The sequence below is a fragment of the Chryseobacterium artocarpi genome, from assembly GCF_001684975.1.
In the GTDB taxonomy this organism is placed as follows: domain Bacteria; phylum Bacteroidota; class Bacteroidia; order Flavobacteriales; family Weeksellaceae; genus Chryseobacterium; species Chryseobacterium artocarpi.
Window position 1 is genome coordinate 185,923 of sequence record NZ_MAYH01000023.1, and the last position, 22,949, is coordinate 208,871.

Below are 22,949 nucleotides of genomic sequence, written 5' to 3' on the forward strand. Positions count from 1 at the left end.
ACTATGTATGAGAATAATATTGTAGACATGCATTACAATAAGCTGCAGACAGATTTTAAAGCTGAAGCTGTGGCTGTTAACCTTTTAAAATATCACCGGGCTGTAAGCAATATTTTTATTGAGAGAGTCGGGGTAAATGATCGTGCTTATTTAAAGGATATTAAAAGCATTTCGAGTAGCTATTTAGGCTTTGACGAGGAAGTATTCACTATAGAAAGCTATAGAGAAGGTATTTATGATTACCTTCCGGAGGGATTATTCCATCCGCCATCACTTGGAGCTTCCAGAAAAAACGTAGATACAGTTGTCCGGGAAATCCGAAAACAGAAAAGAGTAGAGGATGATGCAAGAAAGTTTTTCCGTCCCTTTGAATTAGAAGTTTTTTTTACGGAAATCAGCGCTTTACTTAAGGAATGCGAATTTGATATTACGAGCAATACGGATGTGTTGCTGGAAACTGTAAGTGAACTCTGGCCACTCATCAATATGCTTGACAGACAGAATGCATATATTTTTATGCATATTTTGCCTTTCTTTCATCAGATCAGAGGGGATAAGAAATGGTTTGAAAGATGTATGACCGCTTTTTTACAAGTGCCTGTGAAGGTAACTTTTTCTCCTAATGTCATTGATGAAATTGAGAAAAACGATGATTCAATGTTATTAGGGAATTCAAGGTTAGGAGTTACATATATTCCGAGTGGAAGACATATGGATGGGCAAAGGAACTGGGTTGTCAATATTGGTCCTATTCCTTATCATGATATGAAAAAGTACATTCCGGGAAGCCCGTTCAGGCAGGTTCTTCAGACGTTGTATGATTATTTTCTTCCGGTAACAGTAGATGTGGAAGAAAATTTTGTAACAGAAAAAGTGGAGTACTCATTCAGCCTTGAGGATGATGAAAGAAATGCCAGCCGCCTGGGATATTCTACCTTCCTCTAAATTATTTTATTATATTTACAACTACCAACAAAGTATAAATTCGAAAAGAAACAAATGGAAATTTCTTCAGTAAAAGGTATTTTTTTAAGGTATATCTTAATGCCTTTAATCGCAATTATTATGATGTTTATCCTGGGAATTATCAGGAGAAATAAACCTGCGATAAAAATTAAAGTAATTATTGTATACGTACTTCTGTGCAGTTTATGTCTGGCTCTTCCTGGTTTTTTTGGATTTGCCGGAAATCTTTTTAATCCGTATTGGTATCTGATTGCGCAGATTGTTTACCTTATCTTCGGAATTATTCATGTTAACTTATTACACAAATATTTCAGAAAGCATATTGAGTCTGTAGGAATGAGTATTTTATTTGAATCTATACTTTCTTTGACATGTATAGCTTTGGGTGGATTCCTGTTTACACTATTGTTTAACTGGATGAGTAACGGAACAGGGTATGCTGCAATGGCAGCTACAAGTATGCTGATCTTTGTTGTACCAATGGTATTTTACTATTGCTATATTCAGTTTATCAGTATTCCGTTTGATATTTATAAAACATGGAGATATTCTCCTGAGCAGAAACTTCCTGATTTCGAAGGAGCAGATTTTGACAGATTAATGGTTTTAAACGTTGAATTGAGTAAAAATCTTGAGGATTCAAACCGTTTCAGAATCAAAGCAAAAACTCTTCCTACTGGTGTAACTTTCGGAGATTGGTTCTATAGAGTGGTAGATGATTATAACCATAAAAATCCTGGATCTATTATTCATCTTTCAGATGCAGAAAAGGAACCTTACTATTGGATTTTCTACACTAAAAAATCGTTTTTCAGCTTTAGAAAATATATAGATTTCGATCAGGACATTATTACAAACAATATTTCTGAAAATGAAGTGGTTGTCTGTAAAAGAGTCATTCAACATGAAGAGGAGGGAGTCGCAAGAAATTCATAAACAAACACAAAAAATTAAAAAGTATTAAACATGATACAACCTATTAAACATTTTGCAATCAACTGGGTGGATGGGATGAAGGTTTCCCAGAGGCATCTTAATGATCAGGATAATTTCTTAATCGATACTATCAGAGATTCCAATTCACTTGGAATTACTACATATAACTACGGGCTTTTGCCGATTTCTACTGAATTTACAGACCGTACCATTTTTGATGTTCATAATACAGCAACTAATGATGTACAGCTTGTGATCAAAAGATGCAGCGCTGTTACTATGGCTGGGTATCGTATCGAATTGATTGACAGAAGAATCAGTGTGAAGTCTTTAGCTAAATCAATGAATGAGGAGCAGGCAGATGGAGAATATTATATTCTAATCTCTGTAAATCCTTTTGATAAAGTTCCTTTTGGAGATATTGACCCGGAAGAAATCCCTCCGCGCCACCCAAATGCACAGCCCAATCACCATATTGAATTACTTCCTGTAACTTCTTTAAACAGCAGCTACTCAGGAGGAAATTATTTAATTATCGGAAAAGTAGATTTAAAGGCTAATATTGCACAGGTAGACTCTAATTTTATTCCGCCTTGTACTTCTGTTCAGAGCCATCCCGCTTTGGTAGATTATTACAGCAGCTATGCAAAATCTATCGGAAACCTACAGCAATATGCTTTCAAGATCATTCAGAAAGCATCTCATAAAAACCAAAATACAGCTTTAGCACAGAACGTTAAATTTTTGTGTAGTACAATGGTGAATACTTTTGGAGATATGTATTTCCAATTCAGAAATATTACGCCTTATCAACCACCTGTATTTTTAATTGAGTCTTTTGCAAGACTGGCACTTCATTTATACAATTCTACGCAGCTTCTTGTTCCTGCAGAATTAGAGGAAATGTTGAACTATAGCTTAGAATGGAGTGAAATTGCTCCACACACTTTACTCAACCAACTTTCCATTGTTGCTGAAACGAACTATGATCATCACAATTGTGGAGAACCATTACTTTACATCCAGCAAATGCTAAGAAGCTTAGAAATGATATTCTCTAAACTAAGTGAACTGGATTACATTGGTCAGAGAAAAGAAAATATCATTGTTAACGAACAGGAAGTTTCTACCAATACAAACCCTAAGAGAGGCTGGAGTGTATTAGATTAATTCAACCTCTATTAAAATATAAATCCCGAATGAAAATTCGGGATTTTTTTATTGAGATATTATAAAATTATTTTTTATTCAAAAGTTCTAAGGTATGTTCTACGTGTCCGCCACCTTTCCATTCGTCATGTCCCGGAATGATTAAGGTTGCCTGAGAGTATTTGGATTTTAGGGCATTCATGGTTTGTGGCCATTGTTCCACGTTTGCTTCCTTGATATATCCTAAATCTGTTGCAGAAGTACTTTTTACAAGACAGCCACCATCCAGTACTTTATATTTTGGAAACCATACCACTACATTATCTACCGTATGTCCTTCTCCAAGAAAATCAACCACAAATTCTTCACCGCCTATACGATAAGTCTTTCCTGTTTTTATAATATTGTTGGATACGGCTTTACCGTCTTTTTTCAATAATTCATTGGTTTTTGCTGTTGCATAGGTTTTAATCCCTTTTTTGTTAAAGAAGCTTAAATCTCCGGCTCTGTCATCATGAGAATGGGTAGCGAATACTGCAACAACAGGTAAGTTATGACGTTTTTGTATCGTGTCCATGAGACTTTGATATTGAACTTTTTCCCAAGGAACATCAAACAGGACCACTCCTTTCTTTGTGACAAGATAAACAGAGTTGGCAGAATATTCTTTTCCTCCGAATACTCCAAAAGTTTTATAAATATGTAAATTCTTGCTGATGGGTGGTTCTATTACAAAATCTTTTACCTGAGCATTAAACATTGGGGTAAGCATCATCGAAACCATAAAGAACTGAATTCTTTTTTTCATAATTTTTAAAGGTAATAGTTAAAGTTTAGGACTTATAGGAGATGTGATACCTCCACAGAATATTTTGCAAACCTAATCATTTTAAAGCAACACAATCTTTTTAAGACAGAATTTAACCGTTTTTTAACGAATTAAGTTAGCGTTGTAGTGATAATCATAATAATAGATCCAAAGGAATATCAAGTCCTGATTTTACCGTATTCATAGTAACTAAGGTTCTAAAATGCTTAATATTTTCATTACTGTAAAATATTCTGCGGGTCAGAATTTCGTATTCTTTCATAGAGGGAACAAAAATGATCAAAACAAAATCGGATTCACCGGTTACGTAGTAACATTGCTGTACTTCGGGAGCAGAAGTGAATAATGCCTGAGCTTCATCAATAAGATGTATTTTATCTCTTTCCAAAAAGACTTCTACAATAAGGGTCACCGAATGACTAAGCTTTTCTGTATCAATAACAGATACATCGGCTTTTATAACTTCCGTTTCACGCATTCTTTTGATACGTCTCTGAACAGCAGCAGCAGATAAACCAATAGAGTCTCCAATATCACGTTGTGGAGTAAGATTATTTTTCTGTAGTATCTTGAGGATTGAAATATCAAAATGATCCAGTTCATTCATTTTTTTGAAAATTAATAGATTTATGAAACAAAATTGCAAATAATTACTCAAATTTCATTAAAAAGCAAAAGGTATTTGATGCAATTTTGCATTTTAAATACTGTTTGAACTTATGAATATTGTAAAAGGATTTTGTTTAGCTGTTTTGGCAGCGTTATTTTGGGGAATCTCCGGAACCTTTGCCCAGTTTCTCTTTCAGCAACGAGGGATTAATATTGAATGGATGATTACAATGAGGCTGCTTATCTCAGGTTTTTTTCTGCTTTTTTTTGCAAAATTTGGTGAAAAATCAGATCTTTTTGAGATCTGGAAAAATAAAAAGGATGCTGTACAGCTTATTATTTTCAGCATAACAGGGATGTTGGCTGTTCAGTATACTTATTTTGCAGCCATAAAGCATTCCAATGCTGCAACTGCTACAGTTTTGCAGTATGCAGGACCTGTAATTATTGCCATATATCTTGCTTTTAAAAATAAAAGAGTTCCTGTTTTATTGGAAATAATAGCTATTGTTCTGGCGGTATTGGGAACAGTATTACTTGTCACTCATGGAGATATTTCAAGTTTATCAATTTCCGGAGCTGCTTTGTTTTTTGGTTTGGCATCTGCCGTATCTTTGGCTATTTATACACTACAGCCAGTAAAGCTTCTTTCAAAATATAAATCTTCTTTGGTAATTGGATGGGGAATGTTATGTGGTGGTATTGTGTTCAGCTTTGTAAAAGCTCCTTGGCAGGTAGAAGGTACGTGGGATTTACAGGCATTGGGATATACAGCTTTTATTGTTATTTTGGGTACCTTAGTTGCATTTTATGCTTATTTATCAGCGGTGAAGATTATTGGTGGGCAGAAAACAAGCCTTCTTGCTTCCATGGAACCTCTTTCAGCAACCATCTTAGCTGTGTTGTGGCTTAATGTTTCTTATTCTCCTGTAGATTGGGTGGGGAGCCTTTTTATTATATCAACTGTTTTTTTACTGAGTATAAAAACAAAAAAGGTAAAACCTATAGAAGAGCATTGAAATTAATATATAAAGAAATAAAAAACAGTGAAAATCACTGTTTTTTATTTCTTTACCAGTATTTTTTCAGTGGCTTTTTTACTTAGAATTTCCTTTTCCCCACCAATCTCTATAGTCATTGATTTGTCAAAACTTTCAATTTTAGTAATCTTTACTTTGGTATTAAGAAGAAGTTTTCTTTCATTCAAATAACTTAAAAAAGCATCGTCAGAAAGAGTAACAGAAGCAAAAACAACGGTTTCTCCCACTTCGCAGCTACTTAATTTCTGTAAATCCTGAGCAATAATATTTCCATCCTTATCAGGAATAGGCTCTCCGTGAGGATCAAATTTAGGATAATCAAGAATTTCGTCCATTTTATCAAAGAAAACCTGAGAATGAACGTGCTCAAGCTGTTCCGCAATTTCATGAACATTTTCCCAGCCGAAATTCATTTTTTTAACCAGAAACATTTCGGTAAGTCTATGTTTACGAACAACTAATGCCGCTTCGCGTCTTCCGTTTTCTGTGACAATCAGCGGTTTATAAGTCTCATAGATGACCCATTTTTTTTCCGCGAATTTTTTCATCATATTATTAACGCTAGGCATTTTTACATTTAAAAATTTGCTGAGTTCGTTAATCGTAACCTTTCCTTCATTGTCAACTAAGTGAAACAAAGCTTTCAGGTAATTTTCTTCTGTTAGGGTTGTTTTCAAAATGTTAGATGATTTTCTATACAAATCTAACAAAATAATATGGAAAGTTTACTCTTGTTATTTTAACTTTTTTTAATTTTACTCTATGAAATTTTCATTCAAAAACGACTATTCTGAGGGTTGTCACCCGAATATTTTACAAGCACTTTTACAATATAATCTTGATCAGCAGGCTGGCTATGGAGATGACGAGTATTCTTTAAAAGCTAAAGAGCTAATAAAGGCAAGAATCAATAAGAAAGATTCTGATGTTTATCTTGTTTCCGGAGGCACACAGGCAAATCTAATTGTGATTTCTTCTATTCTAAAACCTTATCAATGTGCTATTTCAGCATCCACAGGACATATTCTGAATAATGAAACAGGAGCGATTGAAGCAACCGGACATAAGATTTTAAGTATTGAAACCGAAGATGGAAAATTAAAACCATCAGACATTATTCCTGTATTGGAAAGTCATAAAAATGTACCACATCAGGTAATGCCGAAGTTGGTTTATATTTCTAATTCTACAGAATTGGGAACGATTTATAAAGCAAAAGAGCTGGAAGAACTTTCAGAATTCTGTAAACAAAACCGTCTGTATCTATTTATGGATGGGGCAAGGTTGGGGCATGGGCTTACTTCTGAAATCAGTGATCTTACATTGGAAAGGATAGCAGAGCTTACCGATGTATTTTATCTTGGAGGTACGAAAAACGGGGCTTTGATAGGAGAGGCAGTTGTTATTAATAATCCTGATCTTCAGGAAGATTTTGGATTCAATATCAAACAGAAAGGAGCTTTATTGGCAAAAGGAAGATTGCTGGGAATTCAGTTTATGGAATTGATGAAAAATGATCTGTATTTTGATTTGGCAAAACATGCGAATCAGCAGGCAATGAAGATTAAAAATACTTTGAAGGAAAAGGGAGTCAAATTTCTTTCAGATACTTACACCAACCAGATTTTCCCGATTCTAAGCAATGAGCTTATTCAAGTTTTATCAGAAAGTTTTGAATTTTATGTTTGGAAAAAAATAGATGAAGAATTTTCTGCCATTCGTCTTATTACTTCCTGGAGTACTGGAGATGAAGCTGTAGATCGTTTTAGTGAAATTATTAGAAAAAAATTATAAAATAATATGAAATATATTTTTCCCGCAATTTATTCAACGCTTTGTCCTACTGCTTTATCTATACTTATTGCTGAAAAATATGGGCTGAAAAATGTTCAATGTAAGCTTTTAGTGAGAGGAGTGGGCGATACTTATAGAATAGAGTCGGAAGAGAGAAATTTTATATTTCGTATTTATCGTTCTTCTCATCGAAGTTTTGGTCATATTAAAGAGGAAGTAAGGCTATTATTGGCATTAAAAGAAGCTAATGTCTCTGTGTCATATCCAATTGCAGATTTATCAGGAGATATTATTCTAGAATTGGAAGCAATCGAAGGAATAAGGCACGGTGTCTTGTTTTCTTTTGCTGAAGGTCGTGTTGCCAAATTCATGAATGATAAACAACTTCATGCTTTGGGAAATGAAATGGCTCGCTTTCATAATGTTTCTTCTCATTTTAAAGTAGAATATGAACGGTGGAATTTTGATTTTCAAACCACTGTTTTTAAGCCTTTGGAAAGATTAAAGTCGGTCTTTACAGAAAATCCGGAAGATTACGAATGGCTACAAAATATTGCTGTTGAGATAGAGCAAAAGTTAGCAAAATTTGAAACGTCAGCTTTTTCAAAAGGGTATTGTCATTTTGATTTTCTACCTAAGAATTTTCATTTTGACAATGATTCTGTTACTCTTTTCGATTTTGATTTTATGGGATATGGCTGGCTGGTGAATGATATTATGACTTTTTGGATCTATTTAACATTGGATGTATATGCAGGAAGAATGACTTATGAAGAGTTTCAGAAAGCTTATCAAATTTTTCTGAATGGATATCTTGAATATCGTTCTGTGAGTTCGCAGGAACTTGCTTCTATACCTTATCTTTCAATTGGATTTTGGCTTTTCTATATGAATTTTCATACTACTCATGATCAGTTTCAGGTTTTCAGCCAGCTTCCACACGTGAAATCATTTGTTGGCATTATGCGAAATATTGTAGAAAAATATTGGGAGAAAGAAATTGTTTAATTGAGCTTCAAATTTTTATCTGATGAAATAAATTTCTTGCAGATTAAACAGATTTTGCGAATGTTTAAGCTTTTAATTTTGAAACTTTATAAAAACAAAATGCTGTTCCCAAATATTGAGAACAGCATTTTTATTTAAATAATATACTGATTTATTTTACGGCTTTTGCTACAACTTTACAGTCGGCAGTACTTAATTTTGCCCCATCTTTATAACTGATTTTCTTTTCATCAGCATACTTAGATTGTCCGTCTTCTTCTTTGTGATCTCCAATTCCTTCCGTTAAAGCATTGTCTTTCTGTAGGAAATAAATATCTCTTTTACTTTTCTTGCCTTCAGAAGTGAATTCATAAGTCAGTTTTAAAGTATCCCCGGACTTGAAGCCTGTAATATCACCTTTTGAGCTGTCTTTTTCACTGTTTTTATATATTAATTTTCCTGTAACTGTTCCAAGGTTATCATCAATAGAAGCAAAAACACTGTCTTTTCCTGTAACTCCTACATAACAGTATGATTTTGGACCTAATGTATCTATCACAGGTTCTTCTACCGTAATGGTATCAGCTTCAACTTTAGTAGCAGGAGCTTCCGTCTTTTTATTACAATTGATCAGAAAAGCTGAAACAGTACCTAATAATATTAATTTTTTCATATACTTAATTATTATAACTAAATTTTATACTGCTAAATTAACAATAGTATTTATATATTAAAGTCTTGAACCCTCAGAAAAATGTAAATATGGATAAAATTCCCCATGATCCCTGATCCAAGGTATGCTTATGATAAAGAAAAACAATATGATATTCACAGGCAGATCTGAGAAGATGTAAGCATGACTTATAGAAAGCCTTATCCGCAGTCTCATGAAATCGGATTGCCGCCTGCCTGGTATGGAATCCCAAATATGATAAGTGTGAAGAAGAGAAGAACCCCACAAATCCATGGATGCCGGAACTTTTTGCTATAAAGGAAAGGATTGAGAAAGAGTTTGGTTATCAGTTTAATGGAGTTTTATTAAATCTTTACAGGAATCATAATGATTCCGTAGCATGGATCATACAACAGCATGCTACGGGAAAAAAGAATATTAATACATTTTTTACAAATTTTGATATTTTTTTAATCAATTACTCTGACGATTATCTCTCCTAAGTTCTCGTTCGACCTCATCAATTTCCGGTAATGGAAGCAGGAAACTATCATTTATATATTTTAAAATATTTTTATCTGTTTTATCATTTAGTTTTCTAATAAATAGATTATTGGAAGATTTTAGAATTTCGATGAAATTATCAACATATTGCTCTTTATTAAAGAAAGTTTTTTCGATGACTGCTCTTTTGTCATCATTCACAATAATGTCATTAAAGTCTGTATTGAGTAGAACTGTCTGGAAAAAAGATTCGGACGGTAAAAGAGTATGTAAATAATAATCTTCAAAATCCATTACCCTCTTATTATTCGTAAGGAAAACACAGGTTTCTCTTGTAAAAATAAACCATTTTCCACCAATATGAGGGATAACGCCCTTCATAAACTCTCTTCTATATATTAATGAAGAGATTTTGTGGGTCAGCTCTGTAAAGTGATTTTGTATTCTTTGAAGTGTATCTGGTCTGTAAAACTTCTGATCATAATAAAAAATATAATTTCTTCCATTATTAACAGTTAGAAATTTACGTATAGTATTTTGTGATTTGAGGGGGGAATCTTCACCACTTAGATTGATAAAATACTCCCAGTCATTACTAACATTCAAAAGATATTCCATTGCATTAAGTTCAGCCTGAATCATACTAAAGCCCTCGGCTATAATATTCATGCTTTCCAAAATATATACATTGGGAAAGTGTATTAAATATAATTGTATTTCTTCCGTAAATTCTGCTTTTGCATTTCGGTCAATATGGATGAGATAAAATTGATCCCTGGTATAAATTTTCTGAAACATTTCTTTAAATACATCAGGTTTATGATGAATCATAATAAAATAAGCAATCCTTACCTGCGAAGCAGAATGCAGATCTAAAGTTTGAGAATAAGTTCGAGGTGTAGGAAGTGAAGTTTGCATGGGAGTGAAATTTAAAATCATCCGCACAGGCAAACAATTCAGTTTATTTGCGTAAGCTACGAATATATTTTTGATAATCAATTGATTAAATTAGCTGTGGTCCAGTTATTTTATTGTACATTTGCAAAGCATTTATAAAACAGGTTTCTGCCTTTGCTATTCTGTAATAGTTTAAACTCACAATTTTTTCTTTTAGTCTTTGCTTTTTCAGCCGCCCAATTATCGATCGGGTTTCTAATATGAAATGCTATATGAATTTTTTCATCTTAGAATGATATGTTATTGCTGGCTTATCAATAATAATTATTTGATTTATATTAAGTTAAGCAAGTGAAAGTAATGAGGGAAGAAGTTCTTTACTTGTCCTACCGTACAACAATTCAAATTCTGAAAAGTGAATTTGCTTACAAAATATCGGGAAATCTGAAAATTATGATGAGTTTTAAAAGTTTAAATTTAATTAATCCAATTATCCGTGCTGTTACAGAATCGGGATATTCCAAACCAACTGAAATACAGTATTCGGCTATACCACATATTCTTGCCGGGAAAGATATTATAGGATGTGCTCAGACAGGGACTGGTAAAACGGCAGCCTTTGTAATGCCTATCCTGCAGCTGTTAAAAAAATATACTCCTGAACATAAAGAAATAAGAACATTAATACTTACGCCGACTCGTGAGGCAGCAATACGGATTGAAGAGAATTTTGATGTTTACAGCAAATACTTACCTTTATCACAGCTTTCTATTTATGGAGGAGTTTTAGCAGGAGGTCAGCTTGCCGCCCTTAGAAAAAGAGTAGATATTCTTGTGGCTACACCTGACAGATTGCTGGATTTGGACAATACAAGACATATTGATCTTTCTAAAATAGAAATACTTGTTTTTGATGAAGCAGACAGAATATTGAATATGAGATTTGTCAATGATGTCAAAAAAATTTTAAAACTAATTCCTCAGAAAAGACAGACATTGTTTTTTTCTGCTACATTGCCTAAAAGTGTGAAGAAATTTGCAGAATCAATTCTGAATAACCCTATAGAGATTACTATCACTTCTTTATCTTCAACGTTACAAACGATGAAAGAACCCGTTTATTTTGAGAAAAATAGAGATAAGACAGGTTTACTAATTGATTTATTACAAAATGAAAATATAAGGCGTTCACTAATTTTTAGCCGTACTAAACATACTGCCAATAACTTTGTACAGGAATTGTAAGGGTAGGAATTTTTACCGTATCAATTCATTAATACAAATCTTACACGGCAAGACAGTATGAAATTCATGCTCTTCCTCATGCAGTAAACTAAGAGTTTCCTAATATTCCGGAAATTTTTATGTCCACCGGATCAGTAGGACAGCAATGAAAGGTATTGCTATTTCATTTTGTGATACAGATGAAAGGTCAGATCATTTTATAAATAAAATCTGTAGCGTTTACAGAAAAATAATAAATAATTTTTTTTAATAATAATTACAATGCAACAAGGCACAGTAAAATTTTTCAATGAAGCGAAAGGCTTCGGATTTATTTCTCCTATAGATGGGAGTAAGGATATATTTGTACATTCATCAGGATTAAGCACAAGCGCAATCCGTGAAAATGATAAAGTCGTTTTTGATGTACAAAAGAGTGATAAAGGGTTAAATGCGGTGAATGTAAAATTGGCGTAATTAATCTCTAATTATCTGTTTGAAATAGATATTATTTTCAATTTCAGTATTATATTTTTTATTTTTTTACAATTCAAAGTCCAGTAACCTTTGGAGTTTGAGTATATTGTTTGAAAGAACATTAGTGTAAGTTTAATTACTTTTTATTTTCATAATGTTCATTTACCTCTCACATACTGTGAGAGGTTTTTCAAGAAATGATTCTCATCAGCTTACATACTAAGACATTCAATCATGATTATTATTAACAATTTTATTGAATATCCGTATTTAGAAGAAAGAAACTGGTGGCTTAGAAATTGACCTATATGACGAATAAGAATGGAAAGGTATAAGAAGGAAGTTCGATAAGAATATAGGAAAGTTTGAATTTTTTTCTAAGAATGTGTGGAAGGAGAAGCAGAGTATGAAGAGAGGGAGGGGATTTGAAGGTAGATTATAAATACGCTTACTATCATAGTCTATCGATTTTAATTGAAATAAAAATACCCTAAATCTATTATTTTGAGAGGGTGGAAGTTTGTGTTGATAAGATTACAAATGTATCTTTGCAAAAATTAAGAAAACACATCTCTATGTCCCAACCGTAATACTGTAATCCTTGATTATAACTACTATATTTTTTATTACAATAAAGAAAATTTCTGGCATAAATCTCAAAATTTTATTAGAAAAGCAAATATATCAGGGAAAATTTAATTAGTCAAATGACATTTATTTTGTTTTTTATCATTATTTAGATAATTATTTATGAACTTTTACTTTTACCCCAATAGAATATTTTCTTTTTTCTTTTTGATATTCTTTTCATATTCATTTGCACAAGTAGGGAATAAAATAAGTTTTATTGACAGTATGCAGTTAAAAGAATATGCAAGATTGCAGGATATTGGGGACTATAAAAGTATTATTTTAAATGAACAAAAGCTCATTAAAGAATCAGAAGAACTGGATTATACTAAGGGAATAATTACAGGCTACTTAAATATAGTAAATTCATTATTTGTACTCAACAACAATAAGGAAAGTTTGCATTTTCTTGATATTGCAAAGCAAAAATTAGAAAAAGATCAAGATCCGGTATTGAATGCAAGATTATATTTTTTCTATGCTAGAAATTATTCAGTATTAGGTTTATATGAGCAATCAAATAAAAATCTTAATAAAGCACTGCAGTTTTCTGCTAATATGTCTAATATAGAGGAAAGAAAAAAACGAGAGTATCTTATTTATACCTGGAAAAGAAAGAATTTTATGCAATTGCAATTAACAGATTCTGTTTTTAAAATGGAACGTAAAAGCCTTGCGTTAGGTGCTGAAATTGAACTGTATGTAGCAATTGCAGAGAGAAATTTAGATAGTAAAAAAATAGATTCAACAGAGTATTACCTTAATAAAGCATTACAATTATATAAAAAAAGTACAGCAAGACAACAAGCCGTTGTTTTAAGAACTTTTGGGAAAATGTATGTAGAAAGAAAGGATAATAAAAAGGCATTGGATTATTTTTTTCGGTCATTAGAACTTTCTCAGAAATTAGGTTTGAAAAAAGTATCGTTAGAAACCTATAAAGAAATATATGAGACTTATAAGTCTATGGACGAAGTAGATCATGAAAAGGAGTTTCTTGAGAAATATACTGTTTTAAATGATAGTCTAAATAAAGCCGAAAAAAGTATTTTAAATAGTACGATAGAAAAATGTCTAAAGGAGAAGGAAAAAGATGAAAAGAAGAAATTTCACTATATAACGATCGCTATTATTTTAATTGTTATTACAATAGGTATTATATTATTTAGTATTTATAAAAAAAATAACAGATACAAAGACATTTTAATTGATAAAAAAAATAAAGATATCGATGTTCTTGAAAAAAAATTAGATACGAGTTACGAAGAAGTTATACAGCTTGCAATAAATGGAGATAATCTATTCATGGTAAAATTTAAAGAAATTTATCCTGATTTTTATAATAGCCTAATTAAATGTTATCCAGATCTTAATGCTGGTGATTTAAAGTTCTGTGCTTTAGTGAGACTGAATTTTTCCAATAAAGAGATCGCCCAATATGGTAATATGTCTGTACGTACTGTTGAATCAAAGAAATATAGACTGCGAAAAAAAATAGGTCTTCCTGCAAACACTGACTTCAATAAATGGATAAGTGATCAATAGTTTTATTAAGATACACTTTAGAATAATTTAGTAAAAGACAAATTATACTATGAAGTGTATTAGTCAGAATATTGGGGCTTGGGTTTATAATCTAAGCCCTTATTCATAATAAAATAAAAGCAAATTTAAGCTTTCGTATTCTATATTTTTTATTCTTAACAGCGCGGTGATTTCTGAAACACCTCCAAGTCAAATATTACTGTAATTTGTCTTACTACACAGTTTTTCCAAAATAATAAGCTTCTTTTATCCCACATCTCTTGTGGTAATCTTCTATTACCAGATTTCTTTTTTTTCATTTTCCAAATTAGAATTATGCTCAACCTTGAGAATATTTCCTTTCGATTTCCTAAGCAACTCTTTTAAAAATGAAGGTAAAATTATATTATTTTAATAATTTCAAAAGTCATAGTATTGTCATTTTTTTTATTGATTATAATAGGTGAAAATCAAAATGAGTTTTTACATTATATTGTTAATAAGAGAAAATCGATATTTTTTTTGCACTGCATTTACACTTTAGGCGGTTTGTATGTTTTTGATTTTCAGTGTTTTTTAATTTTGCAGTGTAAGTGCAGTGTGTATATTTTTAGATGAAGATATTACCTTTGTGCCAAGATTTAAAATGTTCATTTTCTTTAAACTTTATAAAGAATTCAGACAATGCAAAGCTTATTTAAAATTCACTAAAATGGAAAAAAAACTCTTTCTTAAAGAGCTTCACCGGGAGCTCTTCAAGTATGCCACTGCTTACTTTACCGATTTTATAAAGATTAGAATATTAGTTCCAGCTTCTTTACCTTCTATGAAATAGATAAGTTAATATCTGATTTAGTTCCTACCCTAAATTATTCCATAGTTTATTATCTTATTTAAAATGGTTGTTAGATATATTCTTGCACATTTCAAATAAAAATACCAGAACCCATCTGACAGAAAGCGAGTTTTTTCTTCTCGACCTTTTAAAAACAACGAAGACCTTAAGTAGAGTGTTTCTGGTACGAAAAAAAACTTACTGTAATTCTAAACACTGTTTTACGAAGATTCTAATTACACAAATGATTCAAGATGAATTGCAGTATACACACTATATGTAGTGTAAAACATCAATACATTAATAATAAATATACTCACTAATGAAGAAAAGTTTAATTATGACGATTACTGTATTTACAACAGTAGCTGTAAAGTCACAGGTAGCAATTGGGAAACAGGCTGTTTCTAACAGCTCAGTATCGATAGAGTTTGCCAGTGATGAGAACAGGGGATTGATCTTACCCTACGTAGAAAATAAAAGCAATATCCTTCAGGAAGGTACTATTATTTACGATACAACAGATTATAAAGTAAAATATCTGAAAAATAGCGGACAATGGGTGAATCTTAGTGAAGATGACGGAACAATAGCTACCATTGGTACTGTAAGCTTATCTGTTCAAGGGACCGATAAAACAGAAAATACAACGGCTAAAACAACCATTGGAACACCTGGTGCTACAAATGGGATTTTTGTATTGGAAGCTTTAGATAAAGCTATGATTCTTCCAAAAGTCACAAGCCCGCATCTTAATATTATAGATCCGGCTCCCGGGATGATGGTATATGATACTGTAAAAAAACAGCTTGCTGTTTATAACGGAAAAATGTGGTCTTTCTGGAAACCATAAATACTGAATAATCTCAAAATTTTATAATAAAAACGATGAAAAATAAGAATTTATTTCTTTTTATATTACTCACCTGGGGTAATATAATGATTTTTGCCCAAGACTGTAGTATCAATGCTGGAGGAAATGCAACGATTTGTGGTACCTCATATACATTACAGGGGAGTGTTGAAGGGAGCGGAAATAGTACTCCTACCTGGACGTTGATATCAAAACCAGCAGGAGCACCCAATCCTGTAATCAATGGAGCGAATACCTACACACCCAACGTGACTGGGATGACTTCGCCGGGAAACTATGTTTTTGAAATTTCTCAATCTTGTACAACAGGAACAGTAACATCACAAGTAACTATAACTGCTCCGGGAGAGGTATCTACTTTTACGGCAGGACCAGATATCACAAATGTATCGGCTTTAACGGGTACTGCCACTTTAGCAGGAGTTATCCCACCCGGCTACACCGCATCCTGGACCTATTATAGTATTATTAATTATGAAAATTATGGCATTATTACAACGCGGAATGCTACAATGTCAAATAATACAACAGCAAATCCTTCCCTTATTTTAACAAAGAAGGCAAATCATGATACTGATCCTGCTTATCGTGCCGTATTAAGGATTACTTCGATCAATAATCCAAACTGTTGGTACGAAGATGATGCTGTTGTCAGATTCATTCCAAATCCACAAATAAGTATTCCAGTGATGAATGATTTTTGCTATCAGTCAGCAAGCAATGATCGTTATATATATTTAGAGGGCACTTCGCCAGTATTTTCAACGACATCACCAGGCTCTTCAGGTAATCCTGCATTTGGAACTACTGTAAGTTTAAATGTAATCAGTCAGCCTGCGGGAGGTAATATTTCTTTTTCATCATTACTTGAAGGAGCAATATATTTCAATGGGGTAAATGCGATAGGAACTTATATATTTACAGTAACAGTCACCAATGCGAATGGAACTTATACAACCCCTCAGATTTCGTATACATATAATGGTATATCACCTAAAAATGTAGATTTCCTTGATTCTTCGTACCCAGAACAGATGGCGGTGTACAGTTCAGGGGGAAGTGCCGGTGCTGTATACTGCAATTATGTAGGAAAAACAACGCCTATCAACGTCTATTTTAAGATTGATCCTGCAGATCCTGCATCTGTTATAACAAATATTAGCAATATAAGGACTACACCACCGGGAGGAGCCCCTATTCTAACTTTAAATGGAGCAGGGACAATGAATAGGAATATAGTAGCAACCCCGCCTGCTGGAGGATGGCAGGTAGGAACGTATGTAATTAGTATAAATACCCAAAATGGGACTTGTAATACAACACAAGCCTATTATATTCATATTTCTGACGGTAATCGCTCAGATGTATCAGTACCCAATACGACAACATGTTATCCTGGATCAGGTGTAGTAACAGCAACAATACCACTGCCAGAGGTATACAAAGGGGTCGTTAACAGTAGTTATTTTCAGGATTTTAATGGTCGATATGATTTCACCCTTGTTTCTAAGCCTGCCGGAGCGGCAAACCCTACGTACGAAGCTGGTAATTTAAGAACACTTACCAATACCTCAACTGTAATAAGTAATCTGGATACGCAGGGGGAATACATTTTTAAAATAAAAGCAGTACCAGGTCCAGGAACCGATCCTCGTTTCTTAGAAAAAGAATATGAATGCTCAGGAGCAGCTCTTGAAAGTACATTTTCCATATTTGTGTCAAAACAGATTAATTCTAATGCCGGAAGTGATAAAGCTGTTTCTTGTAACACCACAGTGTCATTGGCGGGTAATGATCCGGGAGTAACAAGCACTGGACAGTGGGAACTTATATCAAAACCTGCTGGGGCCACAGATCCGATTATTGTAAATCCATCATTGTATAATACTGCTGTAACGGGCTTGTCTGTATTTGGAGCTTATAAATTTTCTTGGAAAGTTACTACCGGAACATGTACAAGCATGGACGAAGTAGTTATTACTTTTAACCAATGTACAGCCTGTTATAAACCAGGTGCTATGGCTACAACAGGAAACCCTGCCTTAAATACGAACTTTGGTATTACATCATTAGGAAGAGCGGGTGCTGGTCATGCTGATAATTGGCCAATGATTAGAAAAGGGGGATGGATAGCTCTTGAATCCAAGACCAAAGGATTTGTTCCCAATAGGGTCGATTTTAATACTTCTGGAAATCCGGTAGGAATACCTGTTGCTAATTTTATTGAGGGAATGTTGGTATATGATATGACCAATAAATGTATGAAGATGTACACGCTTAAGGAAGGAGATACCTCTATGGCTTGGCACTGTATTTCTACACAAGCTTGTCCGGACTAAGGAATATATTAACCCAACGCAATTAGTAATAGGCTTTCAGTAGGAAACTTATATTTACTGTCTTCTCATTACTGACTTCTATATAGATAATATAAAATGGAAAATTTAAAAGAGATCCATATTGGAGATTTGTTGTATAAAAGAGTAAAAGAAGAAAACATAGAGATAAATCGGATATGTAAATTTCTTAAGGCAACAGAAAAAGAGATTCTAGAAATGTATACAGCGAAAACATTAGACACAGATATTCTTTTAAGATGGTGTAAGTTGCTTGAATATGATTTTTTTAGGCTCTATTCCAGCCATTTGATTTTGTATGCTCCGGTGGCGAGGGTAAATAATAAAAATGATAAAAAGCAGATGCCTCAGTTTAGAAAAAGCTTATATACAAAGGAGATTATTAATTATATAGTAGAACTTATAGATACTGAGAAGAAAACCACTTTAGAAATCATAAATGAATATAGAATTCCTAAAACTACTTTAAGCAAATGGATCATAAAATACAAAAAGTAGTCTGCCAACCCGACTATAAAAGAATTTATAGTGATTTTATAGCAGTAAAATGCCCGGAAAAGAAGGAAATTGTAGCATGTTTTTTATCTAAAGATATCCTTTCGTTATCTGATATTCTAAAAATTAACAATTTGTTATTTGATAAGAATTCTGCTGAAAATCAAAAGCATAAGTCCTATGATGAAAAAGCAATTTTGGAGATGCTGGAATATCAACAAAAACACAGATTAAATAATACCCAATTAGCAAATCATTTTAAATTAAGCAGAAATTCCGTAGCAAAATGGAAGCGTATGTTTTTAAAATAAAATAATTTGCATTTTACAGTAAAAAGTAGTTCTGTTATTACTTTTTTCTAAGTTTTTAGAGAGTATATTCAAATTTTGAATATACTCTTTTTGGTTGAATACCTTGATGAGATAATGCTCTGGATATACTTACAAACAATTGTTCAGGGATTGGTTTTGATTATAAAAATTTAAGGAACTAAAGAGGTCGGTGTAATCCCGAATTGCTTTTTGAAAGCAAATGAAAAATGGGAGAGGTTTTCAAATCCTACTTCATAGCAAACATCCAATGGTCTTTTTTTCTTTTCAGTAATCTGATAATAGGCAAGTTCCAAGCGTTTATGAGTCAACCACCTTTGTGGAGTCATGGTGAAAGCCTTTTTGAAATCCCGCTTAAAGGTGGTAAGGCTTCTGCCCGTGAGGTAACCAAATTTTTCCAGCGGGAGATTGAACATAAAATTCTTTTCCATATAGTCGACAAGATTGATTTTTCCGGGTTCTTCAAAATTAGCAAGCACATGATCGATTTCCTGGTTCAGGGTTCTCAGAATACTGATAGCTTCGGTAATTTTAATGGAAGCAATATCCACAGGGATATCCTTCATGTCAAAATAGGGAATAAGCGATGCCAGACAACTTTCCAGCAGAGGGTGATTATTGAAACAAAAAATTTTAGGTGAATTTTTGGGTTGAGGATTTATATCCTTGTCTGCATAAAAATTCCTTAATGTTTCCAACGATAAATGCATGACCACAGTTTTGTGGGGTTCACCGTCTTTAGGATAATTAATAATAGTAGCCAGCTGATTTCTGGGAATCAGAAAAATATCCCCCTTTCCAAATATATAGGTAGCATCTGCCTGTACAATCTTGGTTTCTCCTGAAAGAAACCAGACCAGCATATGCTCATCAAACATAATGTCCGACTTGAAAAACTTGTCTTCGTAGCTTGAAAGCTTTATATCGTCGGTAATGTATCGGGCTTGGTATTCCATGATTTTTGCTTTTTTAAGAAGGAAATCAATAACGTAAAGATAAGAAATAGCATCATTTACTTTGTTTAAAAGTTCATAGGTAATGGAAGAGAAGCAAAATAGCTATCTTGCCTCTCTTTTATGATTGTCATTAGTTCTAAATAGATTGTCCGCCATCCACCAGAAAATTGGCTCCGGTTAGAAAACCTGCATTTTCATTTGTTAAATAATGGATCATATCAGCCACTTCTTCTGCTTTTCCCATTCTTCCCATCGGAATGCTTTGTATCAGATGATTTTCCAATTCTTCATTTAAACCGATTTTATCCATGATTTCTGTCGCTATGGGACCTGGACTTACAGCGTTAATGCGTATTTTTCTCGAAGCCAGTTCAAGTGCCGCTATTTTTACGACTGCATTGATGGCAGCTTTACTGGCGGCATATATAGAAGCACTTTGTGGCGAAATGGTTGCAGAAGTAGAAGAAAGCATAATGACAGAAGCACCATCATTAAGTAACGGAATAAAGCGACTCAATGTAAAAAAGGCTCCTTTAAAATTCACATTCATGATTTCATCAAATAAACTTTCCGTTGTCTGCTCAATGGTGGAAAATTTTGTAATACCGGCGTTGATAAGCAAGATATCAACCTTTCCAAATTGTTGTTTTACCTGACTGACCAGATTTTCTATATCATTTAATTTCGACTGGTCAGCCATCATTGCTGTTGCATTCAATTCATCAGTAGCTTTCTCAATAGCTTCTTTCCGTCTTCCGGTGATGATAATGTGGGCACCGTTTTCTTTTAGTTTCTTGGCTGTGGCATAGCCAATACCGCTGTTGCCACCGGTAATAACGGCTATTTTACCTTTTAAATTTTTCATTTTTTTGCTTTTTAGGACTGAGTTAGATAAAACATTCGGAGAATAATCAGTATTTACGGATTGAAGCGGATATCCGTCATCTCTTCGGTCAGCTTCCATAGTTTCTTGGCATTGTTTTCATCCAGTGAATAGGGATTTACTCCTTTCTGGTTGGTACTATCTAATGAAAGTACTGCGATATCCCCATCCTCACAGTAGACTCCACCAATTTGTTCAAGTAAAGAACTGGTAGCGCACCAAACTGTTGTAGCAGCTCCTTGTGGGACGGTTTTTAAGGATGCCGCTATTTCAGGTAACATATTGCCATCAGCATCCACGAAACCCATTTTTTGAAATAGTTCCAGTGGAGCTTCCCTGCCTAATTCTGTTCCGCCAATAGAACCGGGATGTACCGCATAGCTTCTGATATGGGAAGATTGTCCTCGCACATCCAGTTCCATCGAAAAAAGATTGACAGCTGTCTTGGATTGTCCATAACCCTGTAAAGTTTCATATTCTCTATGCAGGAAATTAGGATCATCAAAATTAAAAGACGCAAAATGATGACCGTGGGAAGAAACATTAATAACCCGTGCTCCATTGGCTTTTTTTAATGCAGTCCATAATCTGGCTGTGAGTTGAAACAGGGCCAAATAGTTGGTCGCCAGCTGGGATTCTATACCCCGTTCATCTCTGCGGAGGGGTACCCACATAATGCCTGCATTGTTGATCAATAAATGTAAAGGTCTTTCTGATGCTATAAAATTTTCTGCAAAAGCATCAATAGAGGCGGGAGACATTAAATCCATTTCAGCAATTTCAACATTGGCAATTCCTCCCAGATTTTTCTTTGCCTTTTCAATATCACGTGCGGGTACGATTACTGTAGCTCCTGCTGCGGCGAGAACTTTTGTGGTTTCCAGTCCAATTCCAGTATTGCCACCTGTGACAATAGCTACTTTTCCGGTAAGATCAATGTTTTGAATGACATCATGAGTTGTTGATTTTGCATTAAAGCCTGAACCGATTGGTTGTTGTTGAGCTCCCTGATAATTATTCTTTTCCATTTTGAATACGTTTAATTGTTATTACTGAGACAAAATTAGGGAAGCTTAACCTGCTCTGCTTTGTTCAAAAGGTCTAATTAACTTTGTTCAAAAGGGCAGGTGATTTTATAATAATTATTGCAAATGTCTAAAAATCGAACAGTTTAAAACTAAACATGCATATTTAGATTTAAATCATAAGATGAACAAAACAGTTTCTGAATACCAGCAGTTCATTTTTCTTTGTTTTGGTTAGATAATCCTCATTCCGGCAACGTAAGTATATCTGTTTAGAAGCAACTTTGCATTCATAGTAATACAAGTAAAAAATGGAAAATAGACAGAAAGAAAAAGTTTGTTTCATTATAGGATCTTCAAGAGGATTTGGAAAAATATGGACAGAAGTCGCCTTGAAACGATGAGACAAAGTGTTTGCTACAGCACATAATATCAATAGTATTGCAGTCTTAAAAGAAAGGTACTGCGATCAGGTTTTGGTTCTTGAAGCGGATGTAACCAACGCCTTACAAGTGCAAAACGCTATGAATAAGGGCAATGAATATTTTGGAAGATTGGATGTCGTGTTTAATAATGCCGGATATTCTTTGGTAGGAACAATCCAGGGCAGCACCGATGAGGTAAAAACCATGTACGAAACCAAGGCTTATAATACTGAATTTAGCAGTACCGAATCGCTAAAAATAGCTTATTTCGCTATAGTTTCTTTTGTTACCGCACGATTTAATGTTGTATGCTAGGTAATAAAAAAACTCACATTTTGCGAGTTTTTTTATATACGTGGGGCTAATCTTTCATTAAGATACAAAAAAACAATAGTTATGAAAGGAACATTAACAGCTGCATACATTAAGCGCCCAAAGAAGCATACTGGGTGTGATATTCTTTATTTTCATAATACCAATTAATTCTTTTAAAACACATGCTTTAGCTAAATTCATTTGAAATAATCATGT

23 protein-coding genes are annotated in these 22,949 nt (G+C 33.4%); 15 read left to right on the forward strand and 8 right to left on the reverse strand.

What is annotated here, in order from left to right:
- Positions 1-3: 3 nt before the first annotated feature.
- Genes BBI01_RS08825 through BBI01_RS08835 form a run of 3 tightly spaced genes read left to right on the forward strand, consistent with a single transcriptional unit; the run spans position 4 to position 3,072 of the window.
- Positions 4-945, forward strand: coding sequence for a type VI secretion system baseplate subunit TssG (locus tag BBI01_RS08825; RefSeq protein ID WP_065394316.1), 942 nt, complete (start codon positions 4-6; stop codon positions 943-945).
- A gap of 54 nt (positions 946-999) precedes the next feature.
- A complete protein-coding gene (locus tag BBI01_RS08830; RefSeq protein ID WP_065394317.1) occupies positions 1,000-1,902 on the forward strand; it encodes a TssN family type VI secretion system protein in 903 nt (300 codons plus the stop codon).
- 30 nt (positions 1,903-1,932) lie between these two features.
- Complete coding sequence (locus BBI01_RS08835) at positions 1,933-3,072, forward strand: hypothetical protein (RefSeq protein ID WP_065394318.1); 1,140 nt, start codon at positions 1,933-1,935, stop codon at positions 3,070-3,072.
- A 67-nt stretch (positions 3,073-3,139) separates the two neighbouring features.
- Here BBI01_RS08835 and blaIND read toward each other — a convergent pair whose 3' ends face one another.
- Together blaIND and BBI01_RS08845 are read right to left on the reverse strand one after the other, a co-directional pair.
- On the reverse strand, positions 3,140-3,859 hold the full coding sequence (blaIND, locus tag BBI01_RS08840; protein ID WP_065394319.1) for an IND family subclass B1 metallo-beta-lactamase: 720 nt from the start codon (positions 3,857-3,859) through the stop codon (positions 3,140-3,142).
- A 154-nt stretch (positions 3,860-4,013) separates the two neighbouring features.
- Positions 4,014-4,487 carry an Lrp/AsnC family transcriptional regulator gene (locus BBI01_RS08845; RefSeq protein WP_065394320.1) on the reverse strand — a complete coding sequence of 158 codons (474 nt, stop codon included), beginning with the start codon at positions 4,485-4,487 and terminating at the stop codon, positions 4,014-4,016.
- 112 nt (positions 4,488-4,599) lie between these two features.
- Here BBI01_RS08845 and BBI01_RS08850 point away from each other — a divergent pair, with 112 nt between their 5' ends.
- Positions 4,600-5,508 carry a DMT family transporter gene (locus BBI01_RS08850; RefSeq protein WP_065394321.1) on the forward strand — a complete coding sequence of 303 codons (909 nt, stop codon included), beginning with the start codon at positions 4,600-4,602 and terminating at the stop codon, positions 5,506-5,508.
- A gap of 44 nt (positions 5,509-5,552) precedes the next feature.
- Here the strand turns inward: BBI01_RS08850 and BBI01_RS08855 are convergent, their stop codons facing one another.
- Positions 5,553-6,206, reverse strand: a complete 654-nt coding sequence (locus tag BBI01_RS08855; protein ID WP_065394322.1) for a metal-dependent transcriptional regulator — start codon at positions 6,204-6,206, stop codon at positions 5,553-5,555.
- An 85-nt stretch (positions 6,207-6,291) separates the two neighbouring features.
- Here BBI01_RS08855 and BBI01_RS08860 point away from each other — a divergent pair, with 85 nt between their 5' ends.
- On the forward strand, positions 6,292-7,323 hold the full coding sequence (locus tag BBI01_RS08860; RefSeq protein WP_065394323.1) for a threonine aldolase family protein: 1,032 nt from the start codon (positions 6,292-6,294) through the stop codon (positions 7,321-7,323).
- Between the two features lie 6 nt (positions 7,324-7,329).
- Entirely contained in the window at positions 7,330-8,331 is a 1,002-nt protein-coding gene (locus BBI01_RS08865; protein WP_065394324.1) for a phosphotransferase enzyme family protein, read from the forward strand.
- A gap of 151 nt (positions 8,332-8,482) precedes the next feature.
- On the opposite strand, the gene BBI01_RS08870 is transcribed toward BBI01_RS08865, so the two are convergent.
- Entirely contained in the window at positions 8,483-8,983 is a 501-nt protein-coding gene (locus BBI01_RS08870; protein WP_065394325.1) for a hypothetical protein, read from the reverse strand.
- Between the two features lie 296 nt (positions 8,984-9,279).
- Between BBI01_RS08870 and BBI01_RS23060 the strand changes: the two genes are divergently transcribed.
- On the forward strand, positions 9,280-9,486 hold the full coding sequence (locus tag BBI01_RS23060) for a hypothetical protein (RefSeq protein ID WP_065394326.1): 207 nt from the start codon (positions 9,280-9,282) through the stop codon (positions 9,484-9,486).
- Here BBI01_RS23060 and BBI01_RS08880 read toward each other — a convergent pair.
- A complete protein-coding gene (locus tag BBI01_RS08880) occupies positions 9,458-10,405 on the reverse strand; it encodes a beta-1,6-N-acetylglucosaminyltransferase (RefSeq protein WP_065394327.1) in 948 nt (315 codons plus the stop codon). The two genes, BBI01_RS23060 and BBI01_RS08880, sit on opposite strands and share 29 nt — an antisense overlap.
- 432 nt (positions 10,406-10,837) lie before the next feature.
- On the opposite strand from BBI01_RS08880, the gene BBI01_RS08885 reads away from it, so the two are divergent.
- The 7 genes from BBI01_RS08885 (at position 10,838) to BBI01_RS08920 (ending at position 19,111) form a co-directional block, all read left to right on the forward strand.
- The gene (locus BBI01_RS08885) at positions 10,838-11,629 is read left to right on the forward strand and encodes a DEAD/DEAH box helicase (RefSeq protein ID WP_228393964.1); all 792 of its coding nucleotides are present in this window, start codon (positions 10,838-10,840) and stop codon (positions 11,627-11,629) included.
- Positions 11,630-11,890: 261 nt separating this feature from the next.
- Positions 11,891-12,085 carry a cold-shock protein gene (locus tag BBI01_RS08890; RefSeq protein ID WP_065394328.1) on the forward strand — a complete coding sequence of 65 codons (195 nt, stop codon included), beginning with the start codon at positions 11,891-11,893 and terminating at the stop codon, positions 12,083-12,085.
- 855 nt (positions 12,086-12,940) lie between these two features.
- Entirely contained in the window at positions 12,941-14,260 is a 1,320-nt protein-coding gene (locus BBI01_RS08895) for a helix-turn-helix transcriptional regulator (RefSeq protein WP_065394329.1), read from the forward strand.
- A gap of 1,136 nt (positions 14,261-15,396) precedes the next feature.
- Positions 15,397-15,927, forward strand: coding sequence for a phage tail-like protein (locus BBI01_RS08905; protein WP_065394331.1), 531 nt, complete (start codon positions 15,397-15,399; stop codon positions 15,925-15,927).
- A 35-nt stretch (positions 15,928-15,962) separates the two neighbouring features.
- Positions 15,963-18,287: a hypothetical protein gene (locus BBI01_RS08910; RefSeq protein ID WP_123862119.1), complete on the forward strand. Its 2,325-nt coding sequence runs from the start codon at positions 15,963-15,965 to the stop codon at positions 18,285-18,287.
- A gap of 96 nt (positions 18,288-18,383) precedes the next feature.
- Positions 18,384-18,803 carry a transposase gene (locus BBI01_RS08915; RefSeq protein ID WP_065394333.1) on the forward strand — a complete coding sequence of 140 codons (420 nt, stop codon included), beginning with the start codon at positions 18,384-18,386 and terminating at the stop codon, positions 18,801-18,803.
- The gene (locus BBI01_RS08920; protein ID WP_065394334.1) at positions 18,779-19,111 is read left to right on the forward strand and encodes a transposase; all 333 of its coding nucleotides are present in this window, start codon (positions 18,779-18,781) and stop codon (positions 19,109-19,111) included. The genes BBI01_RS08915 and BBI01_RS08920 overlap by 25 nt, the downstream gene beginning before the upstream one ends.
- 170 nt (positions 19,112-19,281) lie before the next feature.
- Here the strand turns inward: BBI01_RS08920 and BBI01_RS08925 are convergent, their stop codons facing one another.
- The 3 genes from BBI01_RS08925 to BBI01_RS08935 all read right to left on the reverse strand — a co-directional run bounded on the left by BBI01_RS08925 (position 19,282) and on the right by BBI01_RS08935 (position 21,996).
- Entirely contained in the window at positions 19,282-20,085 is an 804-nt protein-coding gene (locus BBI01_RS08925) for an AraC family transcriptional regulator (RefSeq protein ID WP_065394335.1), read from the reverse strand.
- A 136-nt stretch (positions 20,086-20,221) separates the two neighbouring features.
- Positions 20,222-20,950 carry an SDR family NAD(P)-dependent oxidoreductase gene (locus BBI01_RS08930; protein ID WP_065394806.1) on the reverse strand — a complete coding sequence of 243 codons (729 nt, stop codon included), beginning with the start codon at positions 20,948-20,950 and terminating at the stop codon, positions 20,222-20,224.
- A gap of 53 nt (positions 20,951-21,003) precedes the next feature.
- Positions 21,004-21,996, reverse strand: a complete 993-nt coding sequence (locus tag BBI01_RS08935) for an SDR family NAD(P)-dependent oxidoreductase (protein WP_065394336.1) — start codon at positions 21,994-21,996, stop codon at positions 21,004-21,006.
- Positions 21,997-22,403: 407 nt separating this feature from the next.
- Here BBI01_RS08935 and BBI01_RS08940 point away from each other — a divergent pair, with 407 nt between their 5' ends.
- Positions 22,404-22,733 carry an SDR family oxidoreductase gene (locus BBI01_RS08940; RefSeq protein WP_228393965.1) on the forward strand — a complete coding sequence of 110 codons (330 nt, stop codon included), beginning with the start codon at positions 22,404-22,406 and terminating at the stop codon, positions 22,731-22,733.
- The last annotated feature ends 216 nt before the right edge of the window (positions 22,734-22,949 follow it).

Coding starts and splice junctions, on each gene's coding strand:
- BBI01_RS08930 (WP_065394806.1), bottom strand. CDS start 20,950: ATGAAAAATTTAAAAGGTAAAATAGCCGTTATTACCGGTGGCAACAGC.
- BBI01_RS08905 (WP_065394331.1), top strand. CDS start 15,397: ATGAAGAAAAGTTTAATTATGACGATTACTGTATTTACAACAGTAGCT.
- BBI01_RS08830 (WP_065394317.1), top strand. CDS start 1,000: ATGGAAATTTCTTCAGTAAAAGGTATTTTTTTAAGGTATATCTTAATG.
- BBI01_RS08925 (WP_065394335.1), bottom strand. CDS start 20,085: ATGGAATACCAAGCCCGATACATTACCGACGATATAAAGCTTTCAAGC.
- BBI01_RS23060 (WP_065394326.1), top strand. CDS start 9,280: ATGCCGGAACTTTTTGCTATAAAGGAAAGGATTGAGAAAGAGTTTGGT.
- BBI01_RS08835 (WP_065394318.1), top strand. CDS start 1,933: ATGATACAACCTATTAAACATTTTGCAATCAACTGGGTGGATGGGATG.
- BBI01_RS08915 (WP_065394333.1), top strand. CDS start 18,384: ATGGAAAATTTAAAAGAGATCCATATTGGAGATTTGTTGTATAAAAGA.
- BBI01_RS08895 (WP_065394329.1), top strand. CDS start 12,941: ATGCAGTTAAAAGAATATGCAAGATTGCAGGATATTGGGGACTATAAA.
- blaIND (WP_065394319.1), bottom strand. CDS start 3,859: ATGAAAAAAAGAATTCAGTTCTTTATGGTTTCGATGATGCTTACCCCA.
- BBI01_RS08845 (WP_065394320.1), bottom strand. CDS start 4,487: ATGAATGAACTGGATCATTTTGATATTTCAATCCTCAAGATACTACAG.
- BBI01_RS08865 (WP_065394324.1), top strand. CDS start 7,330: ATGAAATATATTTTTCCCGCAATTTATTCAACGCTTTGTCCTACTGCT.
- BBI01_RS08910 (WP_123862119.1), top strand. CDS start 15,963: ATGAAAAATAAGAATTTATTTCTTTTTATATTACTCACCTGGGGTAAT.
- BBI01_RS08920 (WP_065394334.1), top strand. CDS start 18,779: ATGGATCATAAAATACAAAAAGTAGTCTGCCAACCCGACTATAAAAGA.
- BBI01_RS08850 (WP_065394321.1), top strand. CDS start 4,600: ATGAATATTGTAAAAGGATTTTGTTTAGCTGTTTTGGCAGCGTTATTT.
- BBI01_RS08825 (WP_065394316.1), top strand. CDS start 4: ATGTATGAGAATAATATTGTAGACATGCATTACAATAAGCTGCAGACA.
- BBI01_RS08935 (WP_065394336.1), bottom strand. CDS start 21,996: ATGGAAAAGAATAATTATCAGGGAGCTCAACAACAACCAATCGGTTCA.
- BBI01_RS08860 (WP_065394323.1), top strand. CDS start 6,292: ATGAAATTTTCATTCAAAAACGACTATTCTGAGGGTTGTCACCCGAAT.
- BBI01_RS08880 (WP_065394327.1), bottom strand. CDS start 10,405: ATGCAAACTTCACTTCCTACACCTCGAACTTATTCTCAAACTTTAGAT.
- BBI01_RS08870 (WP_065394325.1), bottom strand. CDS start 8,983: ATGAAAAAATTAATATTATTAGGTACTGTTTCAGCTTTTCTGATCAAT.
- BBI01_RS08885 (WP_228393964.1), top strand. CDS start 10,838: ATGATGAGTTTTAAAAGTTTAAATTTAATTAATCCAATTATCCGTGCT.
- BBI01_RS08890 (WP_065394328.1), top strand. CDS start 11,891: ATGCAACAAGGCACAGTAAAATTTTTCAATGAAGCGAAAGGCTTCGGA.